The organism is Pseudomonas sp. SZ40, from assembly GCF_052958135.1.
In genome coordinates, this window is the sequence record NZ_JBQWIF010000003.1 from 1 (window position 1) to 16,807 (window position 16,807).

At 64.1% G+C, this 16,807-nt stretch carries 13 protein-coding genes and 1 pseudogene; 2 read left to right on the plus strand and 12 right to left on the minus strand.

Annotated elements, in window-relative coordinates:
• Positions 1-146: 146 nt before the first annotated feature.
• The 12 genes and pseudogenes from ACT9T4_RS03785 to ACT9T4_RS03840 form a co-directional block, all read right to left on the minus strand.
• The gene (locus ACT9T4_RS03785; protein WP_499115574.1) at positions 147-1,781 is read right to left on the minus strand and encodes a dipeptide ABC transporter ATP-binding protein; all 1,635 of its coding nucleotides are present in this window, start codon (positions 1,779-1,781) and stop codon (positions 147-149) included.
• A complete protein-coding gene (locus ACT9T4_RS03790) occupies positions 1,778-2,680 on the minus strand; it encodes an ABC transporter permease (RefSeq protein ID WP_156152658.1) in 903 nt (300 codons plus the stop codon). Before ACT9T4_RS03790 ends, ACT9T4_RS03785 begins: the two co-directional genes overlap by 4 nt.
• A 2-nt stretch (positions 2,681-2,682) precedes the next feature.
• Positions 2,683-3,633, minus strand: coding sequence for an ABC transporter permease (locus ACT9T4_RS03795; protein WP_042552529.1), 951 nt, complete (start codon positions 3,631-3,633; stop codon positions 2,683-2,685).
• Complete coding sequence (locus tag ACT9T4_RS03800; protein WP_042552530.1) at positions 3,630-5,258, minus strand: ABC transporter substrate-binding protein; 1,629 nt, start codon at positions 5,256-5,258, stop codon at positions 3,630-3,632. The genes ACT9T4_RS03795 and ACT9T4_RS03800 overlap by 4 nt, the downstream gene beginning before the upstream one ends.
• Before the next feature lie 86 nt (positions 5,259-5,344).
• Entirely contained in the window at positions 5,345-7,852 is a 2,508-nt protein-coding gene (locus tag ACT9T4_RS03805) for a TonB-dependent receptor plug domain-containing protein (protein ID WP_499115576.1), read from the minus strand.
• A 202-nt stretch (positions 7,853-8,054) separates the two neighbouring features.
• On the minus strand, positions 8,055-8,186 hold the full coding sequence (locus ACT9T4_RS03810) for a hypothetical protein (RefSeq protein WP_257026851.1): 132 nt from the start codon (positions 8,184-8,186) through the stop codon (positions 8,055-8,057).
• A gap of 15 nt (positions 8,187-8,201) precedes the next feature.
• A complete protein-coding gene (locus ACT9T4_RS03815) occupies positions 8,202-8,996 on the minus strand; it encodes an ABC transporter ATP-binding protein (protein ID WP_179538217.1) in 795 nt (264 codons plus the stop codon).
• 3 nt (positions 8,997-8,999) lie between these two features.
• Positions 9,000-9,758 (minus strand): annotated as a pseudogene (locus tag ACT9T4_RS03820) (ABC transporter permease); the annotation flags it as partial.
• 82 nt (positions 9,759-9,840) lie between these two features.
• Positions 9,841-10,635 carry a class II aldolase/adducin family protein gene (locus ACT9T4_RS03825; protein ID WP_042552534.1) on the minus strand — a complete coding sequence of 265 codons (795 nt, stop codon included), beginning with the start codon at positions 10,633-10,635 and terminating at the stop codon, positions 9,841-9,843.
• 31 nt (positions 10,636-10,666) lie between these two features.
• Positions 10,667-11,617 (minus strand): D-isomer specific 2-hydroxyacid dehydrogenase family protein, encoded by a 951-nt coding sequence (locus ACT9T4_RS03830; protein WP_499115579.1) that lies wholly within the window; start codon positions 11,615-11,617, stop codon positions 10,667-10,669.
• The gene (locus ACT9T4_RS03835) at positions 11,614-12,813 is read right to left on the minus strand and encodes an acyl-CoA dehydrogenase family protein (protein ID WP_499115581.1); all 1,200 of its coding nucleotides are present in this window, start codon (positions 12,811-12,813) and stop codon (positions 11,614-11,616) included. The genes ACT9T4_RS03830 and ACT9T4_RS03835 overlap by 4 nt, the downstream gene beginning before the upstream one ends.
• Before the next feature lie 356 nt (positions 12,814-13,169).
• Complete coding sequence (locus ACT9T4_RS03840; protein WP_042552536.1) at positions 13,170-14,063, minus strand: LysR family transcriptional regulator; 894 nt, start codon at positions 14,061-14,063, stop codon at positions 13,170-13,172.
• A 223-nt stretch (positions 14,064-14,286) separates the two neighbouring features.
• Between ACT9T4_RS03840 and ACT9T4_RS03845 the strand changes: the two genes are divergently transcribed.
• Positions 14,287-15,036, plus strand: a complete 750-nt coding sequence (locus ACT9T4_RS03845) for a GntR family transcriptional regulator (RefSeq protein ID WP_499115583.1) — start codon at positions 14,287-14,289, stop codon at positions 15,034-15,036.
• Between the two features lie 2 nt (positions 15,037-15,038).
• Entirely contained in the window at positions 15,039-16,763 is a 1,725-nt protein-coding gene (locus tag ACT9T4_RS03850) for a fumarate reductase/succinate dehydrogenase flavoprotein subunit (protein ID WP_499115819.1), read from the plus strand.
• Positions 16,764-16,807 lie beyond the last annotated feature (44 nt).

Below are 16,807 nucleotides of genomic sequence, written 5' to 3' on the forward strand. Positions count from 1 at the left end.
ATCACCAATCGCCCGCAAGCGGGCTCCTACACGGCCGGAGTTCTAACCCGTAGGAGCCCGCTCGCGGGCGAATCGATTCATCGGCGTGGTGCAGGGGCGCGAGTAGCGAATCCAGTCTGCCTTCGGCGATCCGCAATGCAGCATCTTCAGGCCGCCGCAATGGCCGGGCGGCGGCCCGGAATGGCCGCGATCAGTTCACGGGTGTAGTCGCTGGCGGGGTGTTCGAACACCTGGCTCACCGGACCTTGCTCGATCATCTTGCCGTTGCGCAGTACCAGCACCTGGTCGGCGACGTTGGCCACCACGGACAGGTCGTGGGACACCAGCACGTAGGCGATGCCCAGCTCGCGCTGCAGTTCGAGGAGCAGGTCGAGGATCTGTGCCTGCACCGAGACGTCCAGTGCCGAGACCGGTTCGTCGAGCAGCACCAGGTCGGGCTTGAGTGCCAGAGCGCGGGCAATGGCGATGCGCTGGCGCTGGCCGCCGGAGAGCTCACGGGGCAGGCGATCCAGGTAGCTGACCGGCAGGTGCACACGGCTGATCAGCTCCCGTGCGGCCTGTTCCAGTGCCGGCCCCTTGAGCAGGCCGAAAGACACCAGTGGTTCGACGATGCTGTCGAAGATGGTGAAGCGCGGGTCGAGGGCGGCGAAGGGGTTCTGCTGCACCAGCTGCATGCGTTGGCGCAGTGGGCGGAATTCGCGCCAGCTGAGGTCGGTGACGTCCTGCTGCTCGAACAGCACGCGGCCCTGGCTGGGTTTCTCCAGGCCCAGCGCGATACGCAGCGCGGTGCTCTTGCCCGAGCCGGACTCGCCGACGATGGCCAGGGTCTGGCCGGGGTAGACCTGCAGGCTGAGGTTTTCCAATGCCACGAAGCTGCTGTCTTCACCCTTGACCCGCGGCAGGGCGAAGCGCTTGCCGACGCTATGCAGGCTCAGGATCGGCGTGCTAGCGGCCACTGCCTGCTCTTGCGGGCGCACCTTGCGGCGGTTGGAAAAGGCCGGTGCAGCGGCGATCAGGGCGCGAGTGTAATCATGCTGAGGCGCCGTGAGGATCTGCTTAGGCGGGCCCTGTTCCACCAGTTCGCCCTGTTTCATCACCAGAATGCGGTCGGCACGATCCGTGGCCACGCCCAGGTCGTGGGTGATGATCAGCAGGGAAATGCCACGCTCGGCGACCAGGCGTTGCAGGTGGTCGAGGATGCGCCGTTGCACGGTGACGTCCAGGGCGCTGGTCGGCTCGTCGGCGATGATCAGCCGCGGGTTGCCGGCCAGGGCGATGGCGATCAGCACGCGCTGACGCATGCCGCCGGAGAGCTCGTGTGGATACTGGTGGGCGCGCAACAGCGGCTTGTCCAGACCGACCTGCTCGAGCAGTTCGATCACGTCGGCATCGACACCGGGGTAGCGACGGCCGTGGGCGAGAATCAGCGCTTCGCCGATCTGCTTGCCGATGCGCAGGGTCGGGTTGAGGCTGACCATCGGGTCCTGTGGCACCAGGCCGATGGTCCGGCCACGCAGGCCGCGCTTTTGCCGCTCGCTGGCGTGGCTCAGGTCGACGCCCTCGACGTGCAGCTCGCCAGCGGTGATCGCCGCGCTGTCGGGCAGCAGGCCGAGAATGGCGTTGGCCAGGGTCGATTTGCCCGAACCGGACTCCCCGACTATGGCCACCGTTTCCCCTTGCGCGACGGAAAAAGACAGGCCTTTTACCGCATCGGTGGTCTGCCCGGCGGAGCGATAGCTGACGGCCAGGTCGCGAATGTCGATCAGTGGGCTGCTGCTCATCGCTGGGTCTCCTCAAGGGTGCGGGCAATATGGTTGAGGCTGAACACCACGGCCACCACGAATAGCCCGGGCAGCAGCGATACCCAGGGGGCGGTGATCAGGAAGTGGCGACCGTTGGCGATCAGCGTGCCCCATTCCGCGGCCGGTGGCGCGGCGCCGAAGCCGAGGAACGACAGCCCGGCGGTGGCCAGGATGGCCGCGCCGAAGTCCAGGGTCGCGAGTACCGCAACCGGGCCCCAGGCGTTGGGCAGAATGTGTCGCAGCAGAGTGCGGCTCCAGCTGGCGCCACCCAGGCGCGCCGCTTCCACATAGGGTAGGGTTTTCACCCGCAGCACTTCGGCGCGGGTGGTGCGGGCGAAGCCGGGAATGATGCCCACGCCCACGGCAATCGCCACCGGGATGGTACCGAAGCCGATAGCGGTGACGATGGCCAGCGCCAGCAGCAGCCCGGGCAGGGCCAGCAATACATCGACGAAACGCATGATGAGCGCATCGATACGCCCGCCGGCGAAGCCGGACAGCACACCGAGGCCGAGCCCGCCGAACAGGGCGATGCCCACCGCCAGCAAAGCGGCTTGTACCGACAGGCTGGAGCCATAGACCACGCGGGTATAGAGGTCGCGACCCAGCTCATCCGTGCCGAACCAGTGCAGCGCGTTGGGCGCGGTGAGTTTGTCCGTCGGCGAGGTCGCGTAGGGGTCGAAGCCTGTCAGCAGTTGCGGCACCAGCGCCGCTATCAGGGCGAACAGCACCACCGCCAATGCCAGGCTGAAGCCCGGTTTGCGCAGCAAGGGGCGTAGCGCCGCTGTGGCCCGTTGCAGGCGGCTGCGGCGCCGCCAGGTCAACGCCACGCTGGCCGGTGAGTGGGACAACGAGGAAATGCGGCTATCGGCATTCATGGTCAGGACACCTTCGGCGTGTGGGCGATGCGCGGATCGAGGTAGGGGTAGAGCAGGTCGACGATCAGGTTCACCAGCACGAAGGCGGCGGCCGACACGGCGACGATCGCCAGCACCACCGGAATGTCCTGGCGCAGTACCGCCTCCTGAGCGAGGCGGCCGACACCGTTGCGGGCGAAGATGGTCTCCACCAGCACCGCGCCGGACACCGTGTTGCCCACCTGCAGGCCGATCAGGGTGAGGATCGGCAGGGCGGCGTTCTTGAAACCGTGGCGGGCCTGCACCTGCCAGCGACTCAGGCCCTTGGCATAGGCCGTGGCGATGTAGGGTTCCTGCCACACGCCCTGAAAGCCGCGTTGCAGTACCTGGGCATACACCGCCGCGCTGGGGATCGCCAGGGTCACGGCCGGCAGGATCAGGCTGTCGAAGCCGCGGCTACCGGTGGCCGGGAACCAGCCGAGGCTGAAGGCGAACACCTGGATCAGCAGCAGACCCATCCAGAACACCGGCACCGAAAAACCCAGGGAAGGCAGGCGGGCCATCGCCACTTTCAGGGGCTGCCAGCGCACGTAGGCCGTCAGGTAGGCCAGGCCGATGCCGCCGACCATCGATAACACGATGGCCAGGCCGGCCAGCGACAGGGTTTGCGGCAGTCGCTCGGCGAGCAGCTCGCTGACCGGGCGATTGAGCGACAGTGATTGCCCGAAGTCGCCCTGGATGGCGTTCCAGAGCAGGCTGAAGTACTGCTCGAAAATGCCCTTGTCCAGGCCGTAGTAGGCTTGTGCCTTGGCCAGATCTTCTGCCGACAGCGCATCGGCCTCCATGCCCGAGGCGCTGAGCATGATCGACAGGGTGTCACCCGGCAGCAGGTAGAGGATGAAGTAGGTGATGCTGTAGGCACCCCATAGCACCAGCAGCGCCTGGCCGACCCGGCCGATCAGGTAGCGGTTCATGGTTCACCGACCTCGATGTCGTTGAGCAGCGCGAAGCCCTCGGCGGTCCAGCGGAAGTTCTTCACCCGTTGCGCCGTGGCGGCCTGCCAGACGCGCTCGTAGATCGGAAACGCGGATGCCTCGTCGACCAGCAGATCCTGCAGGTCACCATAGGCCTGTGCACGTTGTTCGGTCTGCGTGGCGGTGATGCCGGCATCGAACAGGGCCTGGGCCTTGTCCAGTGTCTGTGGCTCGTACAAGTTGGTGGCCAGGGTCGAGCTGTTGGCGGTACGCGGATCGAGGATGGTCTGCAGGATGATCGGATCGGCGCGGGTCATGTAGGTTGAAGTCAGGTCATAGTTGCCCTGAGAGTTGGTGGTTACCCACTCGGCGCGAGTGACCACCGCCAGTTTGAGCTCGATGCCGATCTGGCGCAGCTGATCCTGGATCAGCACGTCACCGGCGGTTTCCGTACCCTGAATGTTGTAACTCAGGCTCAGGCGCTTGCCGTCCTTGCTGCGATAGCCATCGGCGCCTTTGTGCCATCCCGCCGCGTCGAGCAGTCGTTCGGCACCCTGAGGGTCATAAGCGAGCTTGTCGCCCTGGTCCTTGAAGTAGGGCGTGGTGACATCGTAGATGCCCTTCACCACCGGGAAGTCGGCGTTGTACACGGTGCTGGCGTAGGTCTTGCGGTCGATGCCTTTCTGCAGCGCCAGGCGCACCTGCTTGTCGGCCAGCAGGCGCTCACCGCGGGTGTTGGGGTAGAGGTTCAGCGCAGGTCCCGGCAGGGAGCGGCTCTGGATGGTCGCGCCCTTGGACTGGAACAGCTTGAGGTCCACTTCGGAGAACGGATTGCGTGGCCAGAGGATGTCTGCCTGGCCCTGCAGGAACAGGCCGTTGCGGACACTCTCCTCGGGGATGTAGCTGATTTCCACGGCATCCAGATGGGCTTCGCCGCGGTTCTTGACGTTGGCCGACGCCCAGGCGTACCCCTGGCGCTTGAGCAGCTTGGCGCCGACTTCGGGCGTGTAGTGATCGAGTACGAACGGGCCGGTGCCGATGATCTTGCCGAGCGAGCGCTCCTTGGCGCTGAGCGCGTAGGAGGCGGGGGCGAGGATCGCCAGGTTGGTGGTGGAAGTGGCCTGCAGGAAGCCGGCGTTCGGCCGCGACAGCACCAGCCTGACGGTGAAGTCGTCGACCACTTCGGCGTGGTCGAAACCTGCCAGGTAGGTGGCGCCGAAGGTGGCGGGAAGCTCGGTGGCCAGGGCCTTGTTGCTGTCGAAGGCGGCCTTCACGGCGTTGGCGTCGAAACGTTCGCCGTTGCTGAAGGTGACGTCGTCACGCAACCTGAAGGTGTAGTTGAGGGCGTCATCGCTGACGTCCCAGCTCTTGGCCAGCCAGGGGATAATCTCGCCGCTGTCCGGATCCTGGTCGGTGAGCGACTCGGCGACGTTGCGCAGCAGCACGCGATGCTCCAGCCAGTACACCTGGAAGGGGTCGACGCTGACCAGGGTGGTGTTGTCGCCGAAGAAGGCGATGTTCAGGGTTTTGCTGGCGGCTTCATCAGCGGAGGGCGAGCAGCCGATCAGGCTGAGGGCAAGGGCGCAGGAGGCCAGCAGGTGCGTCGCAAGGCGGGTTTTCTTCATCTCTTCTTCCCACTGTTTCGAATGAGGTGCATGCAGGGATTCCAGGCAAAATGGCCGCACTGCTCTTGGGCAATGCGGCCTTGTAGTCAGAAGTCGTAGGCGAGTTTGGTGTACCAGAAGCCGCCACCAGGGTGGAAAGGCGGGTTGCCGTAGTTGTATTTGAAGGCCGCCTGGGTGATGCCGTTGTTGTCAGGCTTAACGTTGAAGATGTTGGTGCCGCCCACGCTGACCGTCAGGCTGTCGAACAGCAGGTAGGAGAGATCGAGGTCGGTGATCCACTTGGCTCCGAAGGTGCGATCCTGGGCGGCGTTCTGCTGCCAGGTTTCGACCTTGCCGTAGCGAGTGGTCTGCAGGTTGGCGGCGAAGTTGCCCAGGCTCCAGTTCGCACCCAGCACCCATTTGCTGCGTGGCGTGGCGGCGACCACCAGGCCTTCGGAGGCTTGCCCGGCCACCTCGATACCGGCGTTCTGCAAGAACGACGGGTTGTTTCGCTTATCGCGAACAGTGGTTTTGTTGTAGTTGAATGCGGCGCTCCAGCGCACATCGCCCCAGGCGCCGAACTGACTGCGGTGATCGGCCACCAGATCGATGCCTCGGGTACGGGTGTTGAACGCGTTGGTGTAGTAGCTGACCCAGGTGTTGCGTGCCACGCCGGCGGACTCGAGGATGTCACCGATTGGACCGGCGCCGCCGCCCGGCGCTGCGATGTTGTCGCTGAGCACGATGCGGTCGTCGATGTCGATCAGGTAGGCGTCGGCAGTGAAGCTGGTGCGTGGGGCTGGCTGCCAGGTCACGCCCAAACCCAGGTTGCGCGACTTTTCCGGCTTCAGATCGGATGCGCCCAAGGCTTGGCCCAGAGCGCTATCCGGCGTGGCGGTATAGCGCAGGGCCGGGACCGCGTTGCCGTTGGCATCTGCAGCCGTGCGGTTATCGGAGACGGTATAGCCCAACTGAGTCAGAGACGGCGCCCTGAAGCCCGAGCCAACCGTCCCGCGTAGCGCTACCTGGTCGGTCAATTCGTAGCGCGAATTGAGCTTGAAGCTGAAGGTGTTTTCCTTGATGTCGTCATAGTGCTCGAGGCGGCCTGCAAGGCCCAGGTACCAGCGATCACTGAGGTCGAAGCCGAAATCCAGATAGCCTGCGAGGTTGTTGCGTTTGATGTCGGCTTCATCCTCCGGGCGAATGGCCACGACAGCCTGGGCGCCGACCGATGGCTGCGCGCCGTTGGCGGCATTCTGCTGACTGCCGGCTGGAAAGGTGTAGGGGCCGACGCTCCAGGCACGTGGATCACTGCCTGCGAAAGTCTGGAAGCGCTCCCAGCGATGCTCCACGCCTGCAGAGACCTGAGTCGGTAGAGACAGGCCAAACAACCCGTCGAAGGAGCGGGTGACATCGAAATTGTTGACCCACTGTTCGAACTGCAGGCTGGCCAGGTCATCCCAGGAGGTGGGCGATGCGGCGCCATAGGTGGGGTTGATGGTCAGGTCGCTGGAATGCTCGATCTTGTTGCGGCCGTAGGTGGTGGACAGATCCCAATCCCAGTCCGCCACGTTGCCTTTGCCGCCAAACAGAAACTGGTAATCCGTGTCCTTGAGGTTGTTCAGCGGGTAGTAGCCGTCGGGGAACAGTTCGGGGATCGAGGCCGCGCCCCTGGCCGTGCGCAACTGATTCAGCGCCTCGGTTTTGCGCTCGCCGTAGGTCGCATACGAGTACAGTTTCAGATCATCGGCCAAAGGCAGCTCGGCGTTGTAAGCCAGGTTGAAGGCCTTCAGGTCGGGGTCGCCATTCTTGGTGCTCACTCGATCCCAGGCGGCCTGACGTTCAGGCTCGAAATAGGCTTGGACGGTGCTCGGCGACTTCCCGACCCAGGTCGCCGTGCCGCGCTTGCGCGCATCTGCGGAAAGGTGCACGAAGCCCCCGTCGTTGCCCAGCGCGAAGCCGTGGTCGGCGGCGGTTTTGATGGTTTCGCCCTGGCCGGAGAAGAGCTTCCCGTAGCTGGTCTCCACATGGCCACCAGAGGTATTGCCCTTGAGGATGATATTGATCACCCCGGCGACGGCGTCGGAGCCGTACTGGGCGGCGGCGCTGTCCTTGAGCACTTCGATGTGCGAGACGGCGCTGACCGGGATCTGATCGATGTCCACGGCGTTCGCGCCGCTGTTATCGGTGCTGCCATTGGCGGGTGCAGCGCCGTTATGACGGCGTTTGCCGTTGACCAGGACCAGCGTGTACGCCGGGCCGAGGCCACGGTTGCTCAGCGGGCGAATCGAGGAGTTGACCCCGGCGATGTTGGTGCCGAAGTTGAACGAGGGCAGCAGCTTGGAAATCGCTTCGGAGAGCTCGGCGCGCCCGGTCTTGAGCAGCTGCTCGCTGTTGATGATGTCGATTGGCGTCGGGCTGTCGGCAACCGTGCGTTGCTGCCCGCGGATGCCGGTGGAGATCACGTTGACGGTTTCCAGGCGTGTTTCGCTGCTCTGCGCCTGCACGCTGGGCGCCAACAGGCAGGCCAGTGAAAGTACCGAGAAGGTCAGTCCTGCGCGAGCCGGGGCGCTGCGCAGATGGCGCAGGCGTGTGCTGGAAAAAGGTGTTGCCATGGCGCTTGTCCCTGTCTGAAAGGCTGGGGCGACAGCCAATATGGCGTCGCCCGGAAAGGTGTCCACTGCCGTACGCAAGGCGCACGAAACCCTGACGCGCGTTTTCACGTGCGGGCTGTCTTGCAGTGGTGGGGGCGACAAGGCGGTGGTAGGTCGCTCCAGTTCTTGCGTGGTCTGTCCGGTGGGCTATCCGGTTAGACGATCAGCGCTGGCGGCACATTCGCTCGCCGTTGTCTGCCGGCGGCACACCCGGCCAGCCGATCAGTGTGCTGACGCTGTCGCCATGCAGGTTGTCGAGCAGGCGACTGGCGAGGCGGGAAAGATAGCGTTTCATGACTGACCTCCTGCCTTAGATGGCGATGGCGCTGAGCGGGTAGCCCGACGCGAGAAAGGGGTTGTGATCACGACCGAGGCTGTCCGGGTCGTCCTTCTCCACGCCGAGCAGTGCCAGCAGGCGCGTGCGGATATCGTTGAAACCGGTCTGGCCGTTGTCCCGCGGGCGGCCCAGGTCGACGCGCAGTTCTTCGGCGATGCGCCCGTCCTGCAGCACGATGATGCGGTCGGCGAGCAGAATGGCTTCGTCGACATCGTGGGTGACCAGCAGAACGGCTGGCGTGTGCTTTTGCCACAGATCGATGATCAGGCGGTGCATGCGGATGCGGGTCAGCGCATCGAGGGCGGCGAAGGGTTCGTCGAGCAGCAGCAGTTTGGGCTCGCGAACCAGGCTGCGCGCCAATGCCACGCGCTGGGATTCACCGCCGGACAGGGTGGCGGGAAAGGCTTCCAGGCGATGGGCCAGGCCCACTTCGGTCAGCGCCTGGATGGCACGCTGCTTGGGGTTGGCCACGCGCAGGCCGAGGGTGACGTTCTTCCAGGCGCGCTTCCAGGGCATCAGCCGCGGCTCCTGAAATACCGCCGCGCGGGCTTGCGGGGCGATCAGCTCGCCGCCGTCGATGGGGTCCAGGCCTGCCAGGGAGCGCAGCAGGGTGGTCTTGCCGGAGCCGCTGGCCCCGAGCAGGGCGACGAATTCGCCGGGAGCGATGTCCAGGTTCAGTTCATCGATCACCCGGTTGTCGCCGAACTGACGCACCACGCCGCGCAGGCTGACGGCCGGCGAGTAGTCGATCTTGCTGTGCGCATTCATGCTTCAGGTCCTTATGAACGAGGGGCGCCAGGCCAGAGCCAGGCGTTCCAGGGTGCGAATCAGGCCGTCGATGAGCAGACCCAGCAGGCTGTAGATCAGCAGGCAGATGACGATCACGTCGGTGCGCATGAAGTCGCGGGCATCGCTGGCCAGGAAGCCGATACCGGCGGTGGTGTTGATCTGCTCGACGAACACCAGAGCCAGCCAGGAAATCCCCAGGGAGTAACGCAGGCCGACGAAGAACGAGGGCAGGGCGCCAGGCAGAATCACGTGCCAGATGAGTTCGCGACGGTTCAGCCCCAGGGTATTGGCCGCTTCGATCAACTTCGGGTCGATATTGCGGATGCCGGCGAACAGGTTGAGGTAGATCGGAAAGGTGGTGCCCATGACGATCAGCGCCACCTTGGTGAATTCACCAATGCCGAACCACAGGATGAACAGCGGCACCAGGGCCAGAGACGGGATGGTACGCAGCATCTGCATGGGGGAGTCGAGGGCGATTTCGCCACGTTTCGACAGGCCGGTGATCAGCGCTGCGGTAACGCCGATCGCCACGCCGATGCCGAGGCCGGTCACGGCGCGCTGCAGTGATACCAGCAGGTGGCGCAGCAGTTCGCCGCTGCGCGTCAATTCCCAGAGGGTGCCGCTGATCTCGCTGGGGGCGGCGATCACGCGGGCTGGAATCAATCCGGCCCGCGAGGCGATTTCCCAGAGCAGCAGAATGGCCAGGGGGCTGATCAGGCGCAGAACGAAATCCGGCGTGGTCCATTTGCTGCGTCGAGCGGGCTGTGCCGTTCGGCTCACGGTGATGGTGCTGGCGTTGGTCATGGAGGTCTCCCGCTGATCAGTGCTTGTAGCTCTGGCCTGAAGCCCGTTCGAGCTGGCGAATCAGCGCGTCCCAGTGCAGCTTGATGCCCGGCCCCTTGCCATCGGAAAAACGCGCCGATTGCTGGCGAACCTTCTCGATGGCCTCGGCGGGGGCATGCAGCAGATCGGCATTGCCGCCGGCCTGTGCGGCGATCTGGATGTTGCAGGCGCGTTCCAGCCCATGCAGCTCGCGGAAGGCGTGTTCGACGCTGATGCCACCGGTGAGCAGGCCATGGTTGCGCAGGATGAAGATGTTGCTGTCGCCGAGGTCGGCAACCAGGCGCTCCTGCTCGTCCAGATCCAGCGCCACGCCTTCGTAGTCGTGGTACTTCACGCGGCTGTAGAAGCCCAGGGCATGCTGCGAGAGCGGCAGCAGCCCGCCGCGCTGGGCGGATACCGCTGCGCCATCACGGGTATGGGTGTGCAGCACGGCCTGCAGATCCGGGCGCGCGCGGTGGATGGCGCTGTGGATCACGTAACCGGCCTGGTTGATACCCAGGTTCAGCGGGTCGTCGATGATGGTGCCGTCGACATCCACCTTGACCAGGTTGGACGCGGTGATCTCGTCGAACAGCAGGCCGAAGGCGTTGATCAGGAAGTGTTCGTCCGGCCCCGGCACACGGGCGGAGAAGTGCGTGTAGATATGATCCGTCCAGCGAAACAGCGCAGCCAACTGGTAGGCGGCAGCCAGCTTGACGCGCACTTCCCATTCTTCAGGGCTGACGCGCTCCTGGACGGAAGGAATGCTGTGCAGGGTAGCGAGTGAACTCATGGCAATCTCCAGGCCCTGGTGGGCTGTCTGTTCAGTAACCGCGTCCGATATCGACGAGGTTTTCCAGTTGCGCTTGCGCCTGGAAACGCTGGAAGTTGGCGACGAAATCGTCGACGAACTTGCGCTTTCCATCGGTGGACAGGGCACTGGTGTGGGGTGAGATACGTACCCGCGGATGCAGGTACAGCGGGTGATCGTTCGGTAGCGGCTCGGGGTCGGTGACATCCAGGGTGGCGCGGCCGATGCTGCCGTTGTCCAGCGCCTCGAGCAGGGCGTTCTGATCGAGCAGGCCCCCACGAGCCAGGTTGATCAGGTGCAGGCCAGGTTTGGCGCTGCCCAGCACGTCGCGGTCGAGCAGGTGGCGGGTATCCGCGGTCAGCGGCGCAACCACCACCAGGTGGTCGGCTTCGGCGAACAGATGGTGAATGTCGCGGGCGGCCTCGATGCCGGGGATTTCGGCGATGGCGTGGCCAGGGCGACCCAGGGCGATGACGCGCATGCCCAGGGCCTGCGCCTTGTGCGCCAGGCTCTGGCCAATCGAGCCGAGGCCCAGAATACCCAGGGTCGCACCCTTGACCGGCCGCAGGTAGGTGAAATGCCAATCGTCGTTCTTTACCCAGATGTCCGGAAGCTGCTTGGCTGCGCTGAAGATCGCCGCCAGGGCGAATTCGGCGACATGGTTGGCGTTGGCACCCTTGGCGCTGGCAACCTGCTCTACGTCGAACAGCCAGTGCGGGTAGAAATCGATGCCCGAGGAGGCCAGTTGCACCCATTGCAACGACCACGGCCAGCCGGCTGGCGCTTCCTTGAGTTCGACGCCGCGGACGTTGATGGGGCGTACGATCAGCGTGCTGGCGTCAGCGGGAATCTGCGCCAGGCCCTCCGGGCCAAAAGGGATTTCGACGATGCGCTGCTGCGGCAGGCGCTCGCGCAGATAGGCATTGGCCTCGGCATCCAGCTGGCTGACGATGGTCTGGCTCATCGTGCTGCCTCCCGAGCCTGGGCGAAGGCGCTACGGCCGACGGCGCTGAGCGCCACGTCGTCCTGCGGGGTATGGATGCGGCTGCACAGCACGTCACGGAAATGCCGCTCCAGCGGGTTCTTGCGTGACAGCCCCGGGTTGCCGGATGCCTCGATGGCGAGCTCCACGGCACGTATGGCGTTGCTGCTCACCAGTTGCTTGATCTGCCCGGCGTGCGCTGCCTCGACCTGGCCTGCGGCAGCCGAATCGAGCAGGGTGCGGTTGGCGAACAGCAGGGTATCGATGCGCCCGACGATCTCTTGAAAGCGCGGCAGGCTGGAGAGCGGTGCGCCGAGGTTGGACGGCGTGCGTTGTTCGAGAAAGCCCACCAGCCAGTCCCGCGCCGCCTGGGCGACGCCATCGTAGATGGCGGGCAGCAATACCGACATCCACAACATGCCTTCACCGTCCAGTTCCGGCCTGGGTGCACTCCACGGGCTGACGCTGACGGCGTGATCGAGAGGGATCAGCACGTCGTCGAACTGCACTTCATGGCTGCAGGTGGCGCGCATGCCCAAGTGGTCCCAGTCCTCGACGATACGAATGCCGGGGGTGTCGCGATGTACCAGGTAACCGCCAACCAGCGGGTCGGCATCGTCGCTGCGTGCCCACACCAGGTACCAGGTCAGGCCGTGACTGCCGGTCGAATAGATCTTGCGGCCGCTCAGGCGCCAGCCTTCGCGGGTGCGCCGGGCAGTGGTCGCTGGCAGACCACCGCGCGCCGGCGTGCCGAGTTCGGGTTCGACGCGAAAGGCGTTGATCAGTGCGCCGTTTTCCACCGCATCGATACCGACCTGGCGACGCAACTGCTCGGGCCAGTTGAGGTTCTGCTGCAGGCGGAAGTGCTGCAGGTACTGCATGACCAGAATCAACGCCGTGGACGGCTCACCCTTGGCCACCGCGCTGATCACCCGCCGCGCGGTAGGCAGATCGGCGCCACCCCCACCCAGTGTCTTCGGCACCGTCAACCCCAGCAGGCCGTGGCGCTGCAGCAGGGCGAAGTTCTCGGCCGGGAATTCGCCACTGCGATCGAAACGCGCGGCGCTGGCGGCCAGGGTCGCGGTGATTTCATCGAGCTGGCGGGCGAAGCGGGCCTCGTCGCGCTCCGGGGATACGCGATGGGTGGGGAAGGCGAGGGTGTCGGCGGATTGCGTCATGGGTCTCTCATCACGGGCGCAGATGGCAGGCAATGCCTGTTCGATTTCTGAGCGCCCCAGGGTGATGAGGTGGCCTGGGTGAGACCGTATTCTTATAGCTTTACGCTGTAAAAGTCTTTTTGGTTCTAAGCTAATTATCAGCTTTTCTGAATTAACAATTTTGTTGTTATGCGTTTGTGGAATTTTGAGGGGCGTAAGAATTGCGTGTCGGTACCGCCAGCGGCTTACGGCCAGTAGCGACCAGCGATCTGGCCCAGCGTCAGCGACTCGCGCCGCTCACGCTGAGGGTTGCAAAGGGCGAGGAGCCACTGCCATCGATCACAGGGCGCGATAATGGCTCGGAACTTCGCCCGGCCCTATTGCGAGCGCAAACGCTGCGCGGCGACGTCGCTGAACAGGTTCACGGCGTCCTGCAGGTTGCCCAGGTACTGCGGGTGCAGCAGCCAGAGATCGATCATCGGCTTGAAGTCGCTGACGTTGATCACGTCCAGTTGCTCGCGGTGCCCGCTGCGCTCGAGCAGGGGCGCGGGCACCAGGCCGAAACCCATGCCGCTGGCGACCAGGCCCAATTGCAGTTCGGTGCCGAAAGTTTCCAGGTTGATCTGCAACGACAGGCCCTGTTCGGACAGCGCGCGTTGCAGGCCTGCGCGGAAACCACAGCCGTCGGGGTTGAGCACCCAGCCTTGCTGGTAGCAGTCCTTGAGCTTGCAGCTGCGCTTGCGCATCGCGCCCTTGGCGGCCACCACCAGCAGCGGCATGCGGCCGATGGAGCGGCTGGCGATGCCTTCGGGGAAGATCTTGCCCGCCGGGAAAAGCACTGCGGCGGCATCCAGCTCACCGTTTTCCATGCGCGCGATCAGGGTGCTGCCCCAGCCATTGATGACCTGGGTCTTCAGTTCCGGGAAGGTTTCACGAATCTGCTGCAGGGCGTCGAGCAGCACCACGTCACTGATGGTTTGCGGCACTCCCAGGCGCAACGAGCCACTGGGCGAGCCATCGCTGGCGACCAGTTCGCGCAGCGAGTCGATCTCGCGCAGGATCGCCTTGCACTGATCGTAGACACGCAGGCCCATGGGGGTCGGTTTGAGCGGCTTGGTATTGCGGTCGAGCAGATTGGCGCCCAGATCCTCTTCGAAATTCTGCACGCGGCGAGTGATCGCCGGTTGAGTCAGTTGCAGAGCATCGGCAGCCAGCTTGGTCGATTGACAGCGGATGACGGCGACGAATGCATCCATGTCATCGATCTTCATCTCAGGTACTCACATATTAAGGGCAGGAAAAATGCCTCGATAGAATAATCATCTTTAACCATTTTGGGCACGGCCTTTTCCTTTTCGTGAGCATTCGACGGCGATCCTGATCGCTGAAATTCTCCGCCATAAGCTTATTTCTTAATCGTATTTCAGATCAGCCCGGTTATTCGCTATTTTCTCGTCACTACTTGTTATGACAAGTTGATCAAAAAGGATTCACATGTCTCAGCTCATACCGCTTTCGCCCGTTCCCCTGTACAGCCAGCTCAAGGAGTTGCTGCGCTCGCGCATCCTTGATGGAACCTATGCGCCGCACAGCCGCATGCCCTCGGAGAACGAGCTGGGCCAGACCTATGGCGTCAGCCGCATCACCGTGCGCCAGGCGCTGGGTGACCTGCAGAAGGAAGGGCTGATCTTCAAGATCCACGGCAAGGGCACCTTCGTGGCCAAGCCAAAGGCGTTCCAGAACGTCAGCACGCTGCAGGGCCTGGGCGAATCGATGAAGCAGATGGGCTATGAGGTGATCAACAAGTTGCGCAGCCTGCGCCACGTTCCGGCGTCGGCATTGGTTGCCGAGCGCCTGCAGGTGGCAGAGGGCAGCACCGTCACGGAAATCCGCCGGGTGCGGCTGATCAACCGCGAGCCGATTTCCCTGGAAATCACCTGGCTGCCCCATGCCGTGGGCGAAAAGCTGGAGAAGGCCGATCTGGTCACGCGTGACATCTTCCTGATCCTCGAAAACGACTGCGGCATCGCCCTGGGTCATGCCGATCTGGCCATCGATGCCGTGCTTGCCGACAGCGACCTGACCCAGGCGCTGGCCGTGGAGGAGGGCTCGCCGATCATGCGTATCGAGCGCCTGACCCACACCGCCGATGGCACACCGCTGGATTTCGAACACCTCTATTACCGTGGCGATGCCTTCCAGTATCGCCTGCGCATCGACCGACAGAAGGGCGTGCAGCCATGAGCATCAACACCCTGGAACAGGAATACGACATCGTCATCATCGGCGGTGGTACCGCCGGCCCCATGGCCGCGATCAAGGCCAAGGAACGCAACAAGGCGTTGCGCGTGCTGCTGGTCGACAAGGCCAACGTCAAGCGCAGCGGAGCGATCAGCATGGGCATGGATGGTCTCAACAATGCCATCGTGCCCGGCCACGCCACGCCCGAGCAGTACACCAAGGAAATCACCGTGGCCAATGACGGCATCGTCAATCAGGCCGCCGTGTACGCCTATGCCACCCACAGTTTCGAAACCATCGAGCAGCTCGACCGCTGGGGCGTGAAGTTCGAGAAGGACGAAACCGGCGACTACGCGGTGAAGAAGGTGCATCACATGGGCGCCTACGTGCTGCCGATGCCCGAAGGGCACGACATCAAGAAGGTGCTGTATCGCCAGCTCAAGCGCGCCCGGGTGGAAATAACCAATCGCCTAGTGGCCACACGCCTGCTGACCGATGCCGACGGCGCGGTCAACGGCCTGATGGGTTTCGACTGCCGCACCGCCGATTTCCACGTGATCAAGGCCAAGGCGGTGATTCTTTGCTGCGGCGCGGCCGGACGTCTCGGGCTGCCGTCTTCCGGCTACCTGATGGGTACCTACGAGAACCCGACCAATGCCGGCGATGGCTACGCCATGGCGTATCACGCCGGTGCCGAGCTGGCCAATCTGGAGTGCTTCCAGATCAACCCGCTGATCAAGGATTACAACGGCCCGGCCTGCGCCTACGTGACCGGCCCGCTGGGGGGCTATACCGCCAACAACAAGGGCGAGCGCTTCATCGAATGCGACTACTGGAGCGGCCAGATGATGTGGGAGTTCCATCAGGAACTCGAGGGCGGCAACGGCCCGGTGTTCCTCAAACTCGATCACCTGGCCGAGGAAACCATCCAGAACATCGAGGAAATCCTGCATAGCAACGAGCGCCCCAGCCGCGGCCAGTTCCATGCCGGGCGTGGCACCGACTACCGCTCCAGCATGGTCGAGATGCACATCTCCGAGATCGGCTTCTGCAGTGGCCACAGCGCTTCCGGCGTGTGGGTCAACGAGCGGGCGGAAACCTCGGTCAAGGGCCTGTATTCGGCCGGAGACATGGCAGCGGTGCCGCACAACTACATGCTCGGCGCCTTCACCTACGGCTGGTTCGCGGGCAACAACGCTGCCGACTTCGTCGCCGAACGCGACCACAGCGCACTGGATCAGGCGCAGATCGACGCCGAGCGGGCGCGGGTCTACGCGCCGCTGAACCGCGAGCACGGCCTGCCGCCGGCGCAGGTGGAGTACAAGCTGCGCCGCTTCGTCAACGATTACCTGCAGCCACCCAAGGTCACCAGGAAGATGGAGATCGGCCTGCAGCGTTTCGCTGCCATCGAAGCGGATCTGGGCGAGCTGAAGGCCAGCAACGCCCACGAACTGATGCGCGCCATGGAAGTCAGCGTGATCCGCGACTGCGCCGAGATGGCCGCCCGCGCCTCGCTGTTTCGCAAGGAAAGCCGCTGGGGCCTGTATCACCACCGGGTCGATCACCCGCAGCGCAATGACGCCGAATGGTTCGTGCACTGCCACCTGAAAAAGGACGAACACGGCCAGATGGTCAGCTTCAAGAAGCCGGTCGAGCCCTACCTGATCGCTCTGGATGATGAGGAGCAGCAGGCCTACAACCGCCTGCGGGTAAAGACCGAAGCGGCGTGAGCAGGGTGGGCTTTGGCCCACCAAGTGGCATCAGGCTGAGCTTT